Raw genomic sequence first — 21,046 nt, 5'->3', positions numbered from 1 at the left:
TCTTAAGCTTCGCCACCGACGAAGTCGATGTCTTGACCTTCTTTAAGCACTACATATGCTTTTTTCCAGTCGTTACGCTTACCAAAAGACTGACCGTGACGCTTGGTTTTACCCTTCACGTTTAAGGTACGAACGCTGCTAACTTCAACTTCAAACAGTTTTTCAACTGCAGCTTTGATTTCAGCTTTGTTTGCGTCTTTTACGACTTTGAAAACAACAGCGTTGTTGCCTTCAGCAGCCATGGTTGATTTTTCAGAAACATGCGGTGCTAATAGCACCTTAAGTAAACGCTCTTCAGAGATCATGCTAACGACTCCTCTAGCTGTTTAACCGCATCGGCAGTGATTAACACTTTTTCGAATGCGATTAAGCTTACTGGGTCAATGCCTTGAACATCACGAACGTCTACTTTATACAAGTTACGAGCAGCTAAGAACAAGTTCTCTTCTACTTCTGACGTTACGATTAACACGTCGTTAAGCTCAAGTTCGTCAAGCTTAGCAATCAATGCTTTTGTTTTAGGTGCATCGACACCAAATTTTTCTACAACAATCAAGCGATCTTGACGTACCAATTCAGAAAGGATGCTACGGATAGCTCCACGGTACATCTTTTTGTTCACTTTTTGACTGTGATCTTGAGGTTTGGCTGCAAACGCACGGCCACCACCAACCCAAATTGGGCTGCGGATTGTACCAGCACGGGCACGACCTGTACCTTTTTGACGCCAAGGCTTCTTGCCACCGCCTCTAACTTCAGAGCGTGTTTTTTGTGCTTTAGAACCCTGACGGGCACCTGCACCGTAAGCCACTACTACTTGGTGTACTAGCGCTTCGTTAAAATCACGTCCAAAGGTTGCTTCGGAGACTTCAAGAGCGCTATTCGCGTCTTTCAATACTAATTCCATCACTTAACTCCCAGACGTTACGCTTTAACTGCAGGCTTGACGATAACGTCACTGCCTGGAGCACCAGGTACTGCACCTTTGATTAGAAGAAGGTTGTTCTCTGCGTCAACACGTACTAGTTCCAAAGATTGAGTAGTCACAGCTTTATTGCCTAATTGGCCAGCCATTTTCTTCCCTTTGAAAACTTTACCTGGAGATTGGTTTTGACCAATCGAACCAGGAGCACGGTGAGACAAAGAGTTACCATGTGTCATACGTTGGTGACTAAAGTTCCAACGTTTGATAGCACCGGCAAAACCTTTACCTTTAGAAGTTCCAGCAACATCAACTTTTGTAGCTTCAGTAAAGATTTCAACAGTAAGTTCACTGCCTACTTCAATACCTTCGCCTTCGTTGTTGTCTAAACGAAACTCCCATAAACCACGGCCAGCTTCCACGCCAGCTTTAGCAAAATGACCTGCTGAAGCTTTATTTACGCGGTTTGCTTTTTTATCACCAGCGGTTACTTGTAGCGCGCGATACCCATCTGTTTCATCAGTACGTAACTGAGTCACACGGTTTGGGGTCGCTTCTATAACAGTCACAGGAATTGAAATACCATCTTCAGTGAAGATGCGAGTCATTCCTACTTTACGACCGATAAGACCAATCGCCATTGTTAAAACCCTCTCTTGTTAGCCCAGGCTGATTTGAACATCAACACCGGCAGCCAAGTCCAATCTCATCAATGCATCAACTGTTTTATCAGTTGGTTCAATGATATCTACCAAACGCTTATGTGTACGGATTTCATACTGATCACGTGCGTCTTTATTCACGTGAGGTGAAACCAATATTGTATAGCGTTCCTTGCGAGTAGGTAGTGGAATAGGACCGCTAACCTGAGCACCTGTACGTTTCGCAGTTTCAACGATTTCAGCCGTAGACTGATCGATCAACTTGTGATCAAACGCTTTCAAACGAATACGAATTCTTTGATTTGGCATCGATTAAGCTCCAATCGAAAGAACAAAAAAAACCATCCACACCAACCTTTCATTAGGTGGGAGGATGCATGTAAACCGATGACCCACAATTGGGGTCTTGTTCATAGTATTTCGACCGTCTCTCTAGTTCGCTCAATTTCAAGCTTACTTTTGATAGAGTCGAAATCACTGCCCATCAGGGCAAGTGGGCGCGAATTATACATGTGTGTGAAATTAATGCAACGCCTATTACTAATTAAATGCAAGTTTATAAGGTTAAATTATAAACACAATAAATAACTGTTGTTTAAAGACTAAAAAACTGTACCTAGGAACAGGTGTATTTTAGTTACCATTTCACTAACCTTTTGATATTGCTTGAGCGCATAGTTTGTTTAAAGGCTCTTAGCAATAATACGTTCTTTAACTGCTGTTAAGTAAAGGACATTATTTTATTAATCAAAAGGAATTCGCAAATGCGAGAATTGAATGTAATGCAATTAGAAGAAGTTAATGGTGGTATAGGACCTTTAGGCATAGTTTTTGGAGTTATAGGCTACGCTGAGGCTCTATCTAGCGCCAGTAATTTCGGTCTTGGTTTTGGTTACGGTATTTATGATGCTCTACATTAACCTAAGAAGGTGAATTTATGTACGTTATAAAAGAAGATAATTTAAACCATGTTTCTGGTGGATTTGATGTTGCTGATATTGGTTATGCGGTCGGTTACGGTATTGGCTCAGCTATATCCAGTATTAATAGTGCCAGTTTCGCCCTTGGCGTAAACATATATGAGTGGACACATTAAATAGTTACAAGGGGCATATTAGCCCCTTGCTTTCAAAGGAAAAACATATGAACCCGAAGTTAATCAAATTTATAAATTGGACGGTATACATCCCAATTACATTCGCTTTGATTCAAGTTATAGGGAGTTGGATAGAGGATGGTACTGATATACTTGGTAATCCTGTTATGCATAGTGCAATGTTACTAATCATAATGGGTTTTTTATTCAACCAAAGCGTAAAACCCAAGCAGCCTGAAGAAAAGCAATCTAAATCTTAGGTTTTGTTAATGATTACACTCAGTTATAGTTAGGGAATAAGTAATGACACTGACCGTAGTAGATGGCAACAGAACTTGTTATTGAAGAGACTCTTCAGAAAATAGATAGATTGTTGGAAGCCCATCCATCATTGATGGATGCTTATCAGCAACTAGAACCGATAATTCTTAATTTGTTTGAAGCTCAGCGTATGAGTATTTTTCAGCGCCGGCGTCAACATCAAGACTTGGTTGCCCGTTTCAAAACTGGTAAAGAAACACTACAAATTAAGGTTCCGATTAGTCCGCAATCTATTGCTGGTTATGTTGCACTAAGTCAAAAACCACTGCTAATTAGTGATCCTTATAACGTGCAAGAGTTAGCAGACATTCATCCGCGTCTAAAGTTTGCTGATAAATTCGATAAGAATAGTTCTTTTAAGACTGAAAATATTATTTGTGTACCTATTTTAAATGCTGGCGTGCTTATGGGTGTCATGCAGATAATTAATAAAAAAGTCGGTTCGTTTGGTGATGCTGACTTACGCTTGGCCAACTCTTTATCAGAAATTCTTGGTAACAAATTTCGCTATGAATTAGGTGGTACTAGTAATCCTTTTGATTATTTAGTTCATCGTAAATTGATGTCGGAAAAAGATCTCAAGCAATTTACAGAATCAAGTAAAGATATTCGTCAATTGATCCAACGCATGGTATCAGAAGCGCGTATTCCAGAAGATGAATTGGGGAATGCGTTATCGGTTCACTATCAAGTCCCCTACATCAGCTACCTTCCCGAAAAATATCATGTGTTACAAAGTGGCAATAAACTAAACCTGTCTTATTTAAAACGAAACTATGTTGTAGTTTTGGCAGATGCCTCTGAAAATCCAATTGTTTTGATGGCCGAACCTAATAATGCTGCCCTATTGATGGAAATTGAAAGTGCATTAGGAATAGACAGCTATGAAATCTCTGTAGGTCTACCCAACCAAGTGCTGCAATACTTAGGCGCTAGCGGGGGCGGAGGCGCGCCTGGAGAGATGGATGAAATACTGGACGAAATTGGTACCAGTAGTGAAGAGTTAGACGAAACTAGTGAAGAGATGTCTGATGATGCGCCTGCAGTAGTTCGTTTAGTGAGTCGCGTTTTACATGACGCAAAGCGATTAAATGCATCAGATATCCATGTGGATCCTGAAAAGAACGGTCCGACACGGGTTCGAATGCGCATCGATGGTGTTTGTCGAGATATTACTCAGGTACCGGCTTCTCATCACAGTGCAGTTATTGCACGTATAAAAATCATGTCAAACTTGAATATCGCTGAGAAGCGTGTTCCACAAGACGGTAAATTGGCATTTAAAATGTCAGGTCAGTTGGTTGAAGTTCGGGTCGCGACCATACCGACAGTGGCTGGCGAAGGTGTGGTCATGCGGATTTTGGCCTCAGGTGGCGCTTTACCCATTGAAAAAATGAACATTTCGCCCAAGAACATGAATATGCTTCGGGTGATGATTAAAAAACCCCATGGAATATTATTAGTTGTAGGTCCTACAGGTTCGGGTAAAACCACCACATTGCATGCCATACTTGGATATTTAAACACCCCAGATAAAAAAATCTGGACGGCAGAGGATCCGGTGGAAATCACTCAACCGGGGTTACAACAAGTTCAAGTGAGTCCCAAAATCGGATTTACTTTTGCTAATGCTTTAAGAGCTTTCTTACGTGCAGACCCTGACATCATATTGATAGGTGAAATGCGTGATAAAGAAACGGCGCATGCTGGTATCGAAGCTTCGCTAACTGGTCACTTGGTGTTGTCTACCTTGCACACTAACTCGGCACCAGAAACCATAACCCGTCTATTAGATTTAGGGTTAGACCCGGTTAACTTTTCTGATGCTTGTGTTGGCATCATGGCGCAACGTTTGATTCGAACTATATGTCCAAACTGCAAAGAACAATACCCCGCGACTGAAACAGACATGGCGTTTATTCGTCGTCAATACGGCGAAGAATATCTGGAAGAGCTTGGTCTGGAGGAGCCGCTAATGTTGTATCGTGGCAAAGGTTGCGATGATTGCGGTGATACTGGTTATAAAGGAAGAACAGGGGTACATGAATTATTAGCCATGACATCTGATCTTCGCTCTCTAGTTTATAAAGAAGCATCGGTAACTGAAATGAAAGCCCAAGCGATGAAAGACGGAATGAGAACCCTCACGCAAGACGGGATCTTAAAAGTACTAAAAGGTGATACTGATATAGCTCAAATTCAGATTATCAGCGGAACTGAGTAACTGAAAAGGCACTCAGTGGATAAATTGAGTGCCTATTTTAAGGTCGCATCGGGTTCAAAAATAAATAATTTAATCCCCCCTAATGTTGCCTACCTTACTCAGAATCAATGGTTCCATTAGCGTTAGGTAAGTTATTTAATAACTGCTTATTAAACGTATGGAAATCGTTGATTGCCGTTACTAAATCATTGGTTCCCAAGTCTTGAACTTCATTAATAATACTATTAATTAACTTATCGTACTGATCGCCATCCGCTAGCTTTTGCTGTGACTGCTCAAAAACATTGAGCATTTTTTGCAAGTAATCACTTACTCTTTCTATCGGTTTTGATGACTGCTCTTGACTGCTGTCGTCATCGTTATATTGAGAAACCGACTCGTAAGCTTTAACTACTTCAACTTGATCTTGTCGTGTCAGTTGCAACGCAAAACCTGCTAGTTCTTGTTCGTCAAAACCAATTTCCAAGGCCTGTTCAAAAGCTTGCTCAATATCACCTTCAAAAAAAGTGTTGGCCAAATCATTTGCATCAGAAACTAACTGACCTATAGACTCCAGTTCACTTTCATCCAACTCACCAGTTACTGAAAAGCTGTAGTTACTCTGAGAAACAAATACCGATTGCTGATTCGTTGCTGGCTGAAGAGTTGTTTCAGACGCTTCGGGTTGAGCCTCTATCTCGGCAGAACTTTCATCTGACTCAGCACTTTGTAATTCAACCTCATCAGCCTGAACATTTGCATTGTTTGGAGTTTCAACATTATCTGTAGAAGCCCGCGGTAAAACATCGTTCTTTTCGATATCTGAACTTTGTGTAATTTGTTTCTCTTGCTCCAATAACACCTGTCGATTTAACTCAAACTGTTTTAAATCTTCAAAACGAATAATGACTTCATCACCATCCCGAGTGCGAATTTGCAACTCGCCACTTTGTTGGCTAGAAGCAGAAATACTCTCTGTTACAGTTGACATAGGAGACTGCAAAGCAGCGTCTTCTGCATCGTTTTCATTACCAAAAAGTTGATCTTGTAATCGTTGAATACCTTGCTCAATTAAATTAGCGCTACGATCAATCCCCTCAGAAATCTCTTCATTCATAAAACCTGACAGATCTTTTTCCGCCAGATTGATCCCCTTAGCAACCCCCGAACGAGCTTGCTCAAATAAGCTAGTTAAGGTTTCTTCATCTGCGCCATTACGTGCAGCTCCAGAAATCACGCCGCTCACAAAATGAAGTACATTTTTTGCGACTTCTTCAAAGTCGAATAAACTTTCATTTGTTTGTTCAGGACTTTTCAGGTTCGCACGTTTACTATCAAGTTCTAATGTTTGGTTTAACGAGTTACTGTAAATTCTTAACCCGACTGTCGTTTGTGAACTGAGCTTGCTAACAGTAGATTCAGCAGACATACTTAGTCCTGCTTCGGCTTGTTTCAAACCCGCTTCACGCAATTGATTTTTTACCGCGTCATTGGGGTTAACCTGGGCTTTGTCGCCCATAAACGCTTTAATTTCGCCAAAATTCATGTGGAATACCTCACTATCCTCATATAATAGTATCGACTATACATTCAGTTTATTGAGAAATTTAATAAAATAAACTCAGTATTACACGAAATTATTAACAAAATTAGCAAGTTAGATGCAGGTTAAAAAACAAACACCAAATTGCGTTTGCAAGCGCGCTGGAAATCTTTAAAATTCGCGATTCTTCTTATAATGCCTAACTAATCGAGTTCTTGATGCGCCCAACAGAAATAAATCCCCAATTTTACCAAGCTCAACTCGACGACAAAGTATCCGCTTTGAATCAGCAATTTGCTGAATTTAGCATGCCAGAATTAGAAGTATTTAACTCTGAAAAGTTGAATTATAGAATGCGTGCAGAGTTTCGTGTTTGGCATGATGGTGACGAACTGTTTCATATTATGTTCGACCAAGAAAGCAAAGAGAAATATCGCGTCGAAACATTTCCTCCTGCTAGTAAATTGATTAATAACGTCATGGCAGACTTGGTCGCTTTGTTAAAAGAAAACGACATAGCCAGACGAAAGCTTTTTCAAATCGACTACTTAAGTACATTAAGTGGCGAAATTATTGTTTCACTGCTTTATCACAAAGCTCTAGATGACCAATGGCTTGAGCAAATCAACCAAATTTTGAAACAGTTAAGACAGCATTACCGAATAGATATAGTCGGTCGGGCCCGTAAGCAGAAAATGTTGGTTGATAAAGATTTTGTAATTGAGCATTTACCCGTTGGCCAGAAAACCTACGAATTTAAACAAATTGAAAATAGTTTTACCCAACCCAATGCCTTAGTGAATCAAAAAATGGTTGAGTGGGCACTTGATGTCACCACAAATAGCGAAGGTGATTTACTCGAATTATATTGTGGTTTGGGTAATTTCAGTATTCCCATGGCACAAAATTTCAAACGAGTTTTAGCCACTGAAATATCTAAAACCTCGGTAGCTGCAGCACAATATAATATTGAGGCTAACCAAGCCCACAATGTCACCATTTTACGCATGTCCAGCGAAGAGTTTGTGCAAGCTCAAGCTGGGATGAGGAAATTTAATCGCCTCGAAGGGATAGATTTAACCCAATACGACTGTCGTACTGTATTGGTTGATCCCCCTCGAGCGGGTTTAGATGATGAGACCGTTGCTATGGTTAGTAATTACGACAATATTGTTTATATTTCATGTAACCCAGAAACTTTGCTAGATAACTTGGCTGTTCTAAGTCAAACACACGAAGTACGCCGATTTGCTTTGTTCGATCAGTTCCCTTATACCCATCATGTGGAGGCAGGGGTCTATTTAGTGCGGAAAAACTAAGCTGAATTATAAAGATTCATTGCTTTTGGCGAACTCTAAAGAGCCATTGGTAATGAATCTTAACTGAATTTTCAAACGCACAGCCAACTGCTCACGTTGAATAGGATCTAAATCTAACGCTTCAGCACCTGTACTAAAAACTAGCTTAACCATAGCTTCTGCTTGCAAGTTAGCGAGCTTTTTACTTAATCCCGTTGTAGCCACAGTATAATCAGTCAGCTCTTCCGTGAAGTGCTGAATCTCCCTAAATACAGCCGCTCGAAACGCGTTCGAAGTACCTGTGTGTTCACGTAATAACAATCTAAAAATATTACTGTTGGCAGAAATGAATTCCATAAAAGTATCAATGGAGGTGCTGATTACTCCGCCTCCTGACGCAATTCTGACTCGAGCTTGACGCATCAACTGGCGCAATGTTAGCCCAGCCTCATCCACTAGAGTAAGACCAAGCTCATCAATATCTTTAAAGTGTCGGTAAAAAGAAGTTGGTGCGATACCCGCCGCCCTTGCCACTTCTCTGAGACTCATACTAGAAAAGCTATGTTGTTCATCTAAAAGACCAAAAGCAGCATCTATAATTGCGCGACGTGTTTTTAACTTCTGTTGTTGCCGAGTTTGAATCACTTAGTACCCTCAGATATTTCCAGTCGTGAGATAATTATCAGGTTGAATTACACCTTAGGTTAACAGTCTTTTCAATTTATTTACTTGATAAAATATGCTGCTCAGGATAAATTAGCGTACAGTTGTAAGCTCAAAAGCATTTTTAAATGAACAAACCTCGTCTTTTATTGACCAATATTTTGGTCTTTCTCATCACCGGAGTCATTGCTGTAGTTGGCGTTCCATTGGAAGCATATTTCAATGGGTTCGACGCATTTGAAGTAACGGCCTGTATATTCTTAATATATTTTTCTGGCATGTCCATAACCGCTGGCTACCACAGATTATGGTCTCATAAAGCATACGAAACCAATTCCGTTGTTCGCTTTATACTTGCTGTAGGTGGTGCAATGGCACTACAAAATAGTATTTTACATTGGAGCTCTGATCATCGAGTTCATCACAAATTTGTTGATCAAAATGGTAAAGACCCCTATTCAGCCAAACGAGGATTTCTGTTCTCTCATATAGGCTGGATGCTTAGAGATTATGAGTCACATCGTTTTGATGACTACAAGAATTGCAGAGATTTACAAAAAGATGCCATTGTTATGTGGCAGCATAAATATTATATACCCATTGTTCTGGCTACCAATTTTGGAATCCCTATGGCACTAGGATTTCTTAACGGCGATGTATTAGGAATGCTTCTATTGGCTGGTGTATTCAGATTAGTGGTTGTTCACCACGTTACCTTTTTCATCAACTCACTTGCCCACATTTGGGGTAAACAACCCTATACCGATAAAAACACAGCTCGTGACAATGGTATTTTAGCCTTTTTCACCTTTGGTGAGGGTTATCATAACTATCACCATATTTTTGAGTATGACTATAGAAATGGTATTCACTGGTGGCAGTTCGACCCTACTAAATGGTTAATTCGCGGACTCTCTGCTCTAAAATTAGCTCGGAACTTACGCCGTTGTCCAGAAGAAAGAATTGAAAAAGCGCGCATTGAAATGATGATGAAGCGAACCAAAAAAAGAATTTCCAATTTGCCTGATGCTGAAGAGATCTTGATTAAATTGCAGCACGAGTATGATGTGTTAGTGGCAAAAATGAGTGATTATTATGCGACTAAAAAGAAACTACTAGAGTTTAACCAAGCACGTATCAAAAAGAGTTACGACAACTTAGAGCTAGCAAATAAATACCAAGAACTGAAATTAAGTATGGTTCAGCAGAAGCAGAAGTTCTATGAATTTTATCAAATGGCGTAAATTCTATTTTTCTTTCAGGGGTTAAAAGCCCGTGCCACAGTGCAAAAAAAAACCTGACGAAAGTCAGGTTTTTTTATAAGATTAATAAACTTAACGTTGTACTGCTGCTGTTAACGATTGGTCTGTTAAAGCATCACGGTGAGCGACAACTTCGATTAACGCATCTTTTGGATAATATTTAATGGTGGCCATAATGCCATCACTTTGAATATTTGCTTTTTCAGCAATATCCATTTGAACGTTTCGATAAGTCATGTTTTGGCTAATCTTATTTGCCATGCATTGACTATTCACTTCAAACGATTGTTTGTCTACACAATCAAACGTTTTTAACTGATCGGCTTGAGCATGCGCAACCGTTCCTAAAGATAAGACGGCAAGAAAAGAAAATAATTTACGCATTGTGTTACTCCTATTAATTCATCGGTAGTCCGATGTAAAGAATATAACACAGACTATCCTAGGTTCGAAGCATAGTTTTATGACAGTAATATGACAAGGTGTAATTTTTTGAATGAAAATGACTTTGATTTAGCCAGAAAATGCCGAGAGTGCACGGATTTACTGCCCTTAGAACCTCGACCGATAATACAAGGAAGCTCAAAAAGCAAAATTTGTATCATTGGACAAGCCCCAGGTTTGGCAGCACATAATACTAATCTACCATGGAATGACGCCTCAGGAGACAGATTGCGAAGCTGGATTGGAATGTCAAAAGCAACTTTCTACGATGAAAATACAGTTGCGATATTACCAATGGGATTTTGCTACCCAGGAAAGACATCATCCGGCGACTTACCACCTATCAAACGTTGTGCAGAACTATGGCATCAACGACTACTCGCTTTATTCTCACCTAAAATCACTCTTTTAATTGGCCAGTATGCACAAAGGTATTACTTAAATGATAAGTTAAACCTGACCGAGAGAGTAAAAAACTGGCAAGATTACCTGCCCAAATACATAGTACTCCCTCACCCTTCTCCTCGGAATAACATTTGGTTAAAGAAAAATGAATGGTTTGAACGTTCAGTTTTACCGGAAGTCAAAACGTTAATCCAGAAGGCATCTGAAGGATAGTAAAGTCGTTAAAATCTTAAACGAAACAGTCAGTATGTTTTACTAGTACTTATCAAGAAATTTAATGAGCTCACTAAATGGCATAGGTTTAGCGTATAAATACCCTTGAGCTTCATCACAGCCTAGTTTTAACATGTAACTGGCTTGTTCTCGTTTTTCAATGCCCTCAGCAATGGTATTTAAACCCAGGCGGCTACCTAAAGTAACAATGGTTTCGGCAATAAAGGCCGATTTATTGGGTTTAATTTCATTAATGAATGACCTGTCAATCTTCAGTCTATCAAGGGGTAACTGCTGCAAGTAACTCATTGAAGAAAACCCAGTACCAAAGTCATCAATGGCTATTTTTACTCCAAACTCTTTAAGTTCTTTAAGTGATTCAACAACTATCTGAGGCTCATCCATGACTACGCTTTCTGTTATTTCCAACTCTAACTGTGCAGGTACAATAGAATACTTATTAACGGAGGCCTTAACCATCTGAACGAAATCGGGATCTCTAAATTGCGGCATGGAAATATTTACCGCCATGCGCAAGTCATTGTAGCCTTGCTCTGTTAAGGTCTTGAGATGCTGACAAGACTCTTCCAACACCCAAGCACCGATTTCTATTATCAGACCAGAGTACTCCGCCAATGGAACGAATACTGCTGGTGAAATAAAGCCATCATCTTCTGTTGGCCAACGCAGTAATGCTTCCATCCCCACAACCTGCTCAGTTACCAAGTCAACTTGGGGTTGGTACCAAACTTCAAGCTTGCGAGCAGAAAAGTCAGTCCTAAGTTGCCTAATTAAACTCAATCGCCAAGTTGTTTTTTCTTCCATTTCCGGTTCGTAATAACCGTAATTGGTGTTCAAATCCTTTTTAGCGCGATTTAATGCAATATTAGTTTGTTTTAATAAATTGATTCCCGAGCAATCGTCGTCGATTAATTTGCAAAAACCCATGGTTATATTGATAGGTAGCGTATGGTCACCGGCTTTGAATGGAAATGCGAATAATGAATTAACTCTTTCAGGGTTAACGACTTCTTCAGAGCCAATTAAGCCAAACACATCAGCACCAATGCGGCCCATTCTAACTTTAGACCCTAAACTATCTTGTACACGCTTGGATACAGCTTTTAAAAGATTATTACCTGCATCTTGCCCTAACCCGTCGTTAACGTCAGAAAAGTGCTTAATATCAAGTAGTGCAACAACGTTATAACCAGTACTTGTCATTACAGCAGTATCATCAAGCATATTGATGAACTCGTTACGATTAGGGAGTTTAGTTAGCCAATCTTTAAAGGCTGCTGTACGTAATTGATGGAATAAGTTTACATTTTCATAGCCGATTGAAATACTGTGTAAAAATACTTCCAGCAATTTTCTGTCTAATGAGTTTATTGGTTCTTTGGCATTAAGAAAAACCGCGGCGTCATAACCTGAACTATTCAAATATAAAACTGAACAATTTTTTTCGTATACGTGCTCTTTTTGAGATAGACATTGACTAACTGACTCTACAATTTTTTTATTGTGTAGGTTGTCTAAGCTTTCATTAATGTATTTAGCAAATTCTCCTGCGGCTCCTAAAACATAAACGTTGTTATCCTCTTTGTCTAAAATAGCGCCAGCTCGCGCACAAACAACACCACCAGCATCAAGACCAATTAGAGAACTTATTTGTGTGACAATGCCTTCGCAATATCCTTTAACTGAGTGTTCTTCGAGTAAATTAGCTGAAGAATGGATAATCTTTTCTAAGCCTTGTCGACTTTGGTTTATAGTAAGAATTTGCTGGTAAGAGCGTAGAGAGGCGATAATTGTGGTAACTAGTTTACTGCGGGTAAGTTCGGTTTTAGTTTTGTAATCATTAATGTCGTATTCTTTTATGACATTCTCTTCTGGTGCGTAACCTGGCTGACCTGTTCGCAGGATTATTCGGGGTTCCATAAGCTTCAGCTCTTCGCGCATCTTACGCGCGACCACTAATCCAGCGTCATCAGTTTCCATTACAACGTCTAACAGAATAATAGCTAACTTGCTGCCCAACTTTTCAATGATAGTGAGTGCTTGCTTGCCTGAATAAGCATGGTGAAAGTACAGCTTCTTATCATTAAGCTGCAAGTCCGATAACGCTAATCTCGTTACAGAATGAATCTCTTCATCGTCGTCAACTACTAACACATTCCAGCGACCTAAATTAGTCTCTTGTTCCTGTGATTCGTCTTCATCCAAGAAAATCAATTCATCATTTTCATAATCCGTTGGAGACATTCATCCTTCCACTATACAAACACCACAACTGGTGAATACTGTAAAACCGTTGACACACTTTAAACATATCTCAATATGCCGCAAAGAGGAATTATAATTGTAGCAAAAAACAGCAGAATCGCCTTTTTTTGTCCTAATTGCATCAAATAAGACAAATTCGTCAACTTAGTAGGTTTTCGGTTATAATCATTTTTTCGTTATATAGGTCAATTCTTCCTTTATGAAAATAGATTCTAATACGCCACCTCCCCACCTATTACAGAAAAAGGACTCCGCAACTAAAAGTACGGCGCAAGCTGAGGTGTCTTCTACTCAAAAAAGCAGTGCTGAACATACCAAGCAGACGAAACTCAAGATGCTGCAATGGTTCAGTAGAGCAGGTATCGCAATTGGCCATAAAAGCTCTATCGAACAAGATTTACAGAAAAAAGTTAGTCGTCACCAGTTTGTTAAAGCCCAACGAAAATTAAAAAATTTAGAACGAATTCTTTCCCTAGCTACTGATTTCAGTCAAGAGCAAGCCATACAAGATGAGCTTGATCCAGACTGGTTTTTCAGTTTTAGTGAAATGGCTGAAAATATCAATTCGCCAGCAATGCAAGAATTATGGGCAAAGATTTTCACCGTTGAAATTAGCGTTCCCGGCTCGTTTTCCCTTAAAACGCTACAAACTTTAAAAAACTTAACCCATAGAGATGCAAAAATTCTGAAATTAGCTGTGGGTATGGCAAGTAGAAGAAAAGGCGAGCACGGCCTTAAAATTATTTATGGTTACCATCGAAAACCCAATATTTTATCTGTTTTTAGACTTACCAAAAATGAACAGATTAATTTAGCCGTACACGGTCTAACCTACCCTGATCTACTCTCTTTAATGGATCTTGGTTTGATCTATAATAGTGAGATAGAGACAAGTGAACTTGAAATACAAAGCCGGTTGCAATACCGCTGTGCTGGGGAAACTTTTCACCTAGCCCCTAAAAAAAGAGGTTTAAGTTTACAATATTATAAATTCACTTCTATTGGCTCTGAATTAGCACGTTTGATAAATAGCACAGTGAATAAACATTATTTAGACGACTTATTGGTATTACTTGCAAATGAATTTGAATTAAATTGAAGTTTCCCCGTTTAAGTTTTTCAGATAATCCCAATTTACTTACCCTATACAACTCAACATCCTTAACAAAATTCAACAGGAGCTAAAATGAGTGATTCTTATACCCCACCTAATGTATGGACCTGGAATAAAGAAAGTGGTGGAAAGTTTGCAAATATTAATAGACCTATTTCTGGAGCGACTCATGAGAAAGATTTGCCCGTAGGCAAACATCCTCTGCAACTCTATTCTTTGGCAACACCAAACGGCGTTAAAGTGACTGTAATGCTCGAGGAGTTGCTAGAAAAAGGCCATCAAGGGGCAGAATACGACGCTTATTTAGTCGACATATTAGAAGGGGATCAATTTAGTAGCGGTTTTGTCGCTGCCAATCCAAACTCTAAGATACCAGCGCTTGTTGACCATAGTACGTCAAAACCCACACGCGTGTTTGAATCTGGTTCAATTCTATTGTACTTAGCGGAAAAGTTTAATGAGTTCATTCCGCAGGACCCAACTCAGCGTACTGAGTGTTTGTCTTGGTTATTCTGGCAAATGGCCAGCGCACCGCTATTAGGTGGTGGTTTTGGTCACTTTTATGCGTATGCACCTGAAAAACTGGAATACCCCATAGACCGTTACACGATGGAAATAAAACGCCAACTTGATGTGTTGGATAAACTGCTAGCTAACAATGAATATATGTGTGGTGATGAATATACCATTGCCGATATCGCTACATGGCCATGGTACGGTGCCTTAGTAAAAGGGTTAGCTTATGATGCGGCAGAGTTCATTGAAGCGCATACCTATAAAAATGTTATTCGTTGGGCCGATCAAATTGCCGAACGCCCAGCAGTTCAGCGTGGCCGCATGGTAAATAAAACTTGGGGTGAACCAGAATCGCAATTGCGTGAGCGCCATGATGCCAGCGATTTCGAAACAAAAACCCAAGATAAAATAGGCTAGAAACCATTCAAGCTTTGTTCAAAAAAACTTTGTAGATAGGGGCTTCAGCCCCTATACCATCCTGAGCAGTGTTACTGGGCTAAAGCCCAGCCTACAAAACCTGAATCCGAATACGTAGCGTAGAGAACCAATGTAAATAGAGCTTCAGCCCCTATGCCATGCTGAGCAGTGTTACTGGGCTAGAGCCCAGCCTACAAAACCTGAATCCGAATACCTAGCGTAGAGAATCAATGTAGATAGGGGCTTTAGCCCCTATGCTATGCTGAGGAGTGTTACTGGACTAAAGCCCAGCCTACAAAACCTGAACCTGAATCCCTAGCGAAGAGAACCAATGTAGGTAGGGGCTTCAGCCCCTATGCCATGCTGATGAGTGTTACTGGACTAAAGCCCAACCTACAAAACCTGACCCCGAATACCTAGCGAAGAGAACCAATGTAGATATGGCTTCAGTCCCTATGCCATGCTGATGAGTGCTACTGGGCTAAAGCCCAGCCTAGAAAATGACGATAAGCTGGTTAGATTCCGTCACCAAACTCATGGAGACCACACTCACGTTTTAATCCGAAGAAACGGGTATCTTGTTCACTCATACCGGCTTCTAAAGCTTTTGACGTATGCCAATCACCAATAGACACAAAACCTTTTTCCCATAGAGGATGGTAAGGAAGATCATGTGCTTTTAAATATTCATGGAGCGCTTTGTTTGACTGATCAATGATTGGATAAACTTTGGTTTGTCCATTTAATCTTTGCAGTACATTCAAGTTTTCACGAGAATCAGACTGAGAGCGTCTCAAGCCAGCAAACCAAGTTCCCACTTTTAAGTCTTTTAAAGCTTGCTGCATGGGTAAAACTTTATTCATTTTGTTGTACTTTTCGATACCTTCAATACCTTGTTCCCACAACAAACCATGACGCGCTTCTTGCCAAGCAGGAGACTGCGGAGCTCGATAGACTTTTAAGTTAAGCTTAAGTCGCTCAGTTAATTCATCAATAAAATTGTAGGTTTCTGGAAAAAGATAACCAGTATCAGTCAGTACAACAGGAATATCGGAATACTCTTGGGACAACAGATGTAACATTACTGCCGATTGAGCACCAAAACTAGACGAAACTATGTGCTCACCAGGCAGATGTTCAAGGGCCCAAACCACTCGTTGTTGAGGGGTTTGTTTTTCAAGTTCTGCATTAAGTTCAGCGAACTGCTCAGCATCCAGACTGTTAATCCAATCTGCTGCATGAGCTTTTTCGGCCGAGTTTTGGAATACTGCGTTAGGCATAAAAATCCTTGGCTGAATTAACAACCGGAGCGATGACTTTAGCGCGAATTAAGAAGTCACCGAAACCTTCGTCTTGGTTACCTTCTTTAGCCCAACGACCAATAAGTTCGTCGAGGTGAGCCAAAATCTCTTGCTCGCTAATATTTTCTTTGTACATTTTAGGAATACGTGTGCCCTGGCGATCTCCACCTAGATGGAAGTTGTATTTACCAGGCCCTTTTCCAACCAAACCAACTTCTGCAAGCATTGCGCGACCACAGCCATTAGGACAGCCTGTAACACGGAATATAATACTGCGGTCAGCCACGTTATGCTTAGCAAGTAAACCTTCAATTTCCGTTACCGCATCAGGCAGATAACGCTCAGCTTCTGCCATTGCCAAAGGACAAGTAGGCAGAGAAACACAGGCCATTGAATCTAGACGTTGATTACTTACACCATCAGAGATCAAGCCATGGGCTTTAGCTAAAGATTCAATTTGTTCTTTTTGTTCCGCTGGCACACCTGCAATCACAAGGTTTTGATTTGCGGTTAAGCGAAAATCACCAGTGTGAACTTTTGCAATTTCAGCACAACCGGTTTTTAAGGTTTTACCCGGATAGTCAAGAATACGACCATTTTCAATAAAAACGGTTAAATGATACTTACCATCAACGCCTTCAACCCAACCAAAACGATCACCACGAGAAGTAAACTCATAAGGACGGCTTTGGGCAAACTCGATACCCGCTCTCGATTCTACTTCGGCTTTAAAATTCTCTACACCAACACGTTCAAGGGTATATTTGGTTTTCGCATTTTTACGATTAACACGGTTTCCCCAATCTCGCTGGGTACCCACTACAGCAGCAGCTACATCCAACGTTTTATCCAATGGAATAAAACCAAAGTCATCCGCTTTACGAGGGTAAGTGGAATGATCACCATGGGTCATGGCCAAACCACCACCCACAAGAACATTAAAACCAATTAGCTTACCGTTTTCAGCAATAGCAACGAAGTTAAGGTCGTTAGCATGCACATCAATATCGTTATGTGGTGGGATAACAACGGTTGTTTTGAACTTACGAGGTAAATAGTTGTTACCTAGAATTGGTTCATTTTCAGTGGTTTCTACCTTTTCACCATCTAACCAAATTTCCGCGTAAGCACGGGTTTTCGGCAACAAGTGCTCACTAATTTTTTTAGCCCACTCGTAGGCTTCTTGATGTACCGCAGACTCTACCGGGTTTGAAGTACACAACACGTTACGGTTGACGTCACCAGCGGTGGCAATAGAATCAATTCCCACTTTATTAAGGGTTTGATGCATCAATTTAATTTGCGGCTTCAACACGCCATGAAACTGAAAAGTTTGACGAGTAGTTAAACGAATACTGCCATAAAGACTATGATCTGCAGCAAACTTGTCGATGGCTAACCATTGGTCAGGAGATATAATTCCGCCAGGTAAACGTGCTCGCAACATTACATTCTGTAATGGTTCTAATTTCTGCTTAGCGCGCTCAGCACGAATATCACGATCATCTTGCTGATACATACCGTGGAATCGAATTAACTGAAAATTGTCAGCGGTAAAACCACCGGTCAAATCATCTTTAAGATCTTGGGCAATTGTTCCACGTAAAAAATTGCTTTCGCCTTTAATACGCTCATTTTCTGCCAATTTACCTTCAACTATAAATTTATTATCGGAACCCATTAGTACACATCCTTCTGGTAACGCTTACCACGGCGCATTTCGGTTAAATACGCTTCAGCATCTTCTTCACTCTTACCACCGTGCTCTTGGACAACGGTCAAAAGTGCATCATGAACATCTTTAGCCATGTGGGTTGCGTCACCACAGACATAAAAATGTGCGCCTTGCTCTAGCCAATCAAATAACTCAGCACCATTTTCTAAGATACGATGCTGTACATAAATTTTTTGCTCTTGGTCACGGGAAAATGCCAAGCTAACTTTGTCTACCACTCCATCTTTCACAAAACGCTGCCATTCAGTTTGGTATAAGAAGTCTTGGGTAAAACTAGGGTTACCAAAAAATAGCCAGTTTTTGCCATCAGCTTCATCTTCTGCGCGCTGTTGCATGAAAGATCTAAATGGTGCGATACCAGTACCTGGGCCGACCATGATAACTGGCGTCTCTGGATTTTCTGGTAAGCGGAAATTATTGTTATGCTCCACAAATACTTTCAGCTCTTGTCCTTCTTCTAGGCGTTTACCTAAAAAGTTAGATGCAGAACCATTGCGCACATTACCGTTAACATCATACTCAACCATAGCAACGGTAAGATGCACTTCGTCATCTACCTCAGCTTGACTTGAAGCAATTGAATAAAGTCTTGGCGTAATCGGTCTTAGGGCTCTAGCTAATTGCTCTGCCGTAATTTTTGCAGGGAAATCAGCCACAATATCAACTATTTGCTTATCTGCTAAATACTCTCTCAGCTTAGCTTTATCATCGAACAATGCTTGCAGCTTTTCATTTGGTGCAGACTCCAAATAACTCTTAACAAAAGTTGGGTAACTTAGGGTTAGCTCAAACTTTTCAATTAACGCTTGCTTAATACTGAGCGTGTCGCCACCAACTTCTATACTTTCATTTTCGTCAACACCAACTAGTTGCAATAGTTCACTTACTAGAGCATCGTCATTAGTAAACCAAATACCTAAGGCATCACCTGGTTGATATTGGATGCCAGAGTCTTCAAGGGATATTTCGATATGACGAATATCTTTAACTGAATCTCGACCTGTAATTTTCTGACTTTCTAATAAAGTTGCAGTAAACGGGTTTTTCTTTGAATACTCAGATTTAGCGGCATCTAAAGAAGTGCTATTTACACTACCAGCGATAGGCTCAACTGTCGCTTGGCTGGCAGCAAACTCTTCTTTCAACTGAATCGCTATTTGATCAAAAAATGCGTTAGTTACGGTTTCGTAATCGACATCACAATCCACTCTTGGAGTAATACGTTTGCCACCCAATGCTTCAAGGCGTGCGTCGAAGTCTTTTGCCGTCTGACAAAAGAACTCATAACTACTGTCACCAAGTCCAACTACCGCAAAGTTTAACTCAGGTAGTTTTGGTGCTTTTTTACTGCCTACAAACTCATGTAGCTCAACTGCATCATCAGGAGCATCACCTTCACCATGAGTACTAACAACAATAAGAAGATGGGTTTCGTTTTTAAGTTGTTTAGCTTTGTAATCAGCCATGCTGTGCAGGTTAACTTTTAACCCAGCATGTTGAGCTTTTTCTTTAAACTCTTGGGCAACACCTTTTGCATTACCGGTTTGCGAGCCAAAAAGAATGGTAAGTTGTTTTTCAACAACAGGAGCTGCTGAAGCAGGAACCGCAACATGTCCAGCCGACTGTTGGTGAGCCAAACCCGCCAAATACCCACTCATCCAAGTGAGTTGATTATTGTTAAGCGGCGCTATGGCGCTATTTATTTGCTGCCATTGGGATTCATTAATAACCGCTGATGGCACTAGTGCTTGATTGTTCTTTGAAGACATAAAAACGCTAACCTTTTAATTGATGGGGGCAGATTAGCGTTTTTTATTATTGACAGGAAAGACCTAAATAGGATTTTTTATTACTTAATGGACTTAAAACCAAACTTTATTGACTTAGAAGTGTATTTCGATCCCAGCAAATGCACCACTAAACTCTAAATCTGAATAGATATCGTCTAAGTCTTCTAACTCTAGAGACGTCGCTCTGTAGCCCAGCTGTAGCGACATATCAATGGCTAGGTTGTCTACAAATTGATAAACTAATGCAATTTCGTAGTCACTTAATGAATGATCGTCAATGGCTAAATAACTACCTTCCGCATAAGCTCCCAGGCCAGTAAAAGGTAGGCCGATGTAAAGTTTTGAGTACACCATTGGCACAACCCCAGAAAACTCTTCTCTGGCAAAGTTAGATGCATCAGCGGTTTCTCTAACAAAAATTTCTCCGTCTACGTACTTACCATTGATACCGAAATCAAAGCTAACCAAATCGTTATCAAATAATTCATAATACAAGATAAAGTCTGTATTACTCATGTCCACTTCAGTACTTAAGGGGGTGTCGACACTGAAGATCTCGCCATTAAAGGTAAAAGTACTATTTAGGGTAACGTCTCCGCTAGTGTCTAAAGTAGTTTGTCGCACCTTGATGTTAGGAATTAACGGGATTGGATGCTCTAGAGCTACATATAAGCTCGATTTGGTTTCAGTATCAAAATCGAACCTTGTTATATCCGCATCGTTTGAAAATCCACCTTCAGTATCCATATTCCAGCCTTGAGCACCAACGTACAAACCTAGCAATGTATCTGCCTGGGCGGGCACAGCAACAACGGATGCAGCTAAAATTAACGATTTAATTTTGTGTTTCACTTT

General features: G+C 40.3%; 20 protein-coding genes. 8 read left to right on the top strand and 12 right to left on the bottom strand.

Annotated features, from left to right (window positions below):
- Positions 1–2 precede the first annotated feature (2 nt).
- The 4 genes from rplW to rpsJ are packed head-to-tail and all read right to left on the bottom strand — an operon-like array spanning position 3 to position 1,893.
- Complete coding sequence (gene rplW / locus ABJV04_RS10340; protein WP_216048886.1) at positions 3–305, bottom strand: 50S ribosomal protein L23; 303 nt, start codon at positions 303–305, stop codon at positions 3–5.
- Positions 302–907, bottom strand: coding sequence for a 50S ribosomal protein L4 (gene rplD, locus ABJV04_RS10335; protein WP_216048887.1), 606 nt, complete (start codon positions 905–907; stop codon positions 302–304). The genes rplW and rplD overlap by 4 nt, the downstream gene beginning before the upstream one ends.
- Positions 908–924: 17 nt before the next feature.
- A complete protein-coding gene (gene rplC / locus ABJV04_RS10330; RefSeq protein ID WP_348491441.1) occupies positions 925–1,563 on the bottom strand; it encodes a 50S ribosomal protein L3 in 639 nt (212 codons plus the stop codon).
- A gap of 18 nt (positions 1,564–1,581) precedes the next feature.
- Positions 1,582–1,893: a 30S ribosomal protein S10 gene (gene rpsJ / locus ABJV04_RS10325; RefSeq protein WP_006002183.1), complete on the bottom strand. Its 312-nt coding sequence runs from the start codon at positions 1,891–1,893 to the stop codon at positions 1,582–1,584.
- A gap of 455 nt (positions 1,894–2,348) precedes the next feature.
- Here rpsJ and ABJV04_RS10320 point away from each other — a divergent pair, with 455 nt between their 5' ends.
- The 3 genes from ABJV04_RS10320 (at position 2,349) to ABJV04_RS10310 (ending at position 5,225) form a co-directional block, all read left to right on the top strand.
- Positions 2,349–2,504, top strand: coding sequence for a class IIb bacteriocin, lactobin A/cerein 7B family (locus ABJV04_RS10320; RefSeq protein ID WP_348491440.1), 156 nt, complete (start codon positions 2,349–2,351; stop codon positions 2,502–2,504).
- Between the two features lie 17 nt (positions 2,505–2,521).
- Complete coding sequence (locus ABJV04_RS10315) at positions 2,522–2,680, top strand: hypothetical protein (RefSeq protein ID WP_348491439.1); 159 nt, start codon at positions 2,522–2,524, stop codon at positions 2,678–2,680.
- Positions 2,681–3,002: 322 nt separating this feature from the next.
- Complete coding sequence (locus ABJV04_RS10310; RefSeq protein WP_348491438.1) at positions 3,003–5,225, top strand: GspE/PulE family protein; 2,223 nt, start codon at positions 3,003–3,005, stop codon at positions 5,223–5,225.
- Between the two features lie 94 nt (positions 5,226–5,319).
- On the opposite strand, the gene ABJV04_RS10305 is transcribed toward ABJV04_RS10310, so the two are convergent.
- On the bottom strand, positions 5,320–6,750 hold the full coding sequence (locus ABJV04_RS10305) for a DUF5610 domain-containing protein (protein ID WP_348491437.1): 1,431 nt from the start codon (positions 6,748–6,750) through the stop codon (positions 5,320–5,322).
- A 215-nt stretch (positions 6,751–6,965) separates the two neighbouring features.
- Between ABJV04_RS10305 and trmA the strand changes: the two genes are divergently transcribed.
- Entirely contained in the window at positions 6,966–8,066 is a 1,101-nt protein-coding gene (trmA, locus tag ABJV04_RS10300) for a tRNA (uridine(54)-C5)-methyltransferase TrmA (RefSeq protein ID WP_348491436.1), read from the top strand.
- A 6-nt stretch (positions 8,067–8,072) separates the two neighbouring features.
- On the opposite strand, the gene fabR is transcribed toward trmA, so the two are convergent.
- On the bottom strand, positions 8,073–8,690 hold the full coding sequence (gene fabR / locus ABJV04_RS10295; RefSeq protein WP_348491435.1) for an HTH-type transcriptional repressor FabR: 618 nt from the start codon (positions 8,688–8,690) through the stop codon (positions 8,073–8,075).
- Positions 8,691–8,836: 146 nt separating this feature from the next.
- Between fabR and ABJV04_RS10290 the strand changes: the two genes are divergently transcribed.
- On the top strand, positions 8,837–9,952 hold the full coding sequence (locus tag ABJV04_RS10290; RefSeq protein ID WP_348491434.1) for a fatty acid desaturase: 1,116 nt from the start codon (positions 8,837–8,839) through the stop codon (positions 9,950–9,952).
- A 90-nt stretch (positions 9,953–10,042) separates the two neighbouring features.
- Here the strand turns inward: ABJV04_RS10290 and ABJV04_RS10285 are convergent, their stop codons facing one another.
- Entirely contained in the window at positions 10,043–10,354 is a 312-nt protein-coding gene (locus ABJV04_RS10285) for a pyridine nucleotide transhydrogenase (protein ID WP_348491433.1), read from the bottom strand.
- A gap of 162 nt (positions 10,355–10,516) precedes the next feature.
- On the opposite strand from ABJV04_RS10285, the gene ABJV04_RS10280 reads away from it, so the two are divergent.
- Positions 10,517–11,032 carry a uracil-DNA glycosylase family protein gene (locus ABJV04_RS10280; protein ID WP_348491669.1) on the top strand — a complete coding sequence of 172 codons (516 nt, stop codon included), beginning with the start codon at positions 10,517–10,519 and terminating at the stop codon, positions 11,030–11,032.
- Between the two features lie 42 nt (positions 11,033–11,074).
- On the opposite strand, the gene ABJV04_RS10275 is transcribed toward ABJV04_RS10280, so the two are convergent.
- Positions 11,075–13,297, bottom strand: a complete 2,223-nt coding sequence (locus ABJV04_RS10275; RefSeq protein WP_348491432.1) for an EAL domain-containing protein — start codon at positions 13,295–13,297, stop codon at positions 11,075–11,077.
- A 220-nt stretch (positions 13,298–13,517) separates the two neighbouring features.
- Here ABJV04_RS10275 and ABJV04_RS10270 point away from each other — a divergent pair, with 220 nt between their 5' ends.
- Positions 13,518–14,417: a TIGR03899 family protein gene (locus tag ABJV04_RS10270; protein WP_348491431.1), complete on the top strand. Its 900-nt coding sequence runs from the start codon at positions 13,518–13,520 to the stop codon at positions 14,415–14,417.
- A gap of 87 nt (positions 14,418–14,504) precedes the next feature.
- Positions 14,505–15,365: a glutathione-dependent disulfide-bond oxidoreductase gene (yghU, locus tag ABJV04_RS10265; RefSeq protein WP_348491430.1), complete on the top strand. Its 861-nt coding sequence runs from the start codon at positions 14,505–14,507 to the stop codon at positions 15,363–15,365.
- 515 nt (positions 15,366–15,880) lie between these two features.
- Here the strand turns inward: yghU and ABJV04_RS10260 are convergent.
- The 4 genes from ABJV04_RS10260 to ABJV04_RS10245 form a co-directional block, all read right to left on the bottom strand.
- Positions 15,881–16,645 (bottom strand): phosphoadenylyl-sulfate reductase, encoded by a 765-nt coding sequence (locus ABJV04_RS10260; protein WP_348491429.1) that lies wholly within the window; start codon positions 16,643–16,645, stop codon positions 15,881–15,883.
- Positions 16,638–18,347, bottom strand: a complete 1,710-nt coding sequence (gene cysI / locus ABJV04_RS10255; protein ID WP_348491428.1) for an assimilatory sulfite reductase (NADPH) hemoprotein subunit — start codon at positions 18,345–18,347, stop codon at positions 16,638–16,640. The genes ABJV04_RS10260 and cysI overlap by 8 nt, the downstream gene beginning before the upstream one ends.
- The gene (locus tag ABJV04_RS10250; RefSeq protein ID WP_348491427.1) at positions 18,347–20,170 is read right to left on the bottom strand and encodes an assimilatory sulfite reductase (NADPH) flavoprotein subunit; all 1,824 of its coding nucleotides are present in this window, start codon (positions 20,168–20,170) and stop codon (positions 18,347–18,349) included. Before ABJV04_RS10250 ends, cysI begins: the two co-directional genes overlap by 1 nt.
- Positions 20,171–20,284: 114 nt before the next feature.
- Complete coding sequence (locus ABJV04_RS10245; RefSeq protein WP_348491426.1) at positions 20,285–21,043, bottom strand: TIGR04219 family outer membrane beta-barrel protein; 759 nt, start codon at positions 21,041–21,043, stop codon at positions 20,285–20,287.
- Positions 21,044–21,046 lie beyond the last annotated feature (3 nt).

The sequence above is a fragment of the Aliiglaciecola sp. genome (genome assembly GCF_039982535.1).
Classification (GTDB): Bacteria; Pseudomonadota; Gammaproteobacteria; order Enterobacterales; family Alteromonadaceae; genus Aliiglaciecola.
Note: the sequence above shows the minus strand (reverse complement) of the source record. Positions and strands in the feature narration are given on the sequence as shown.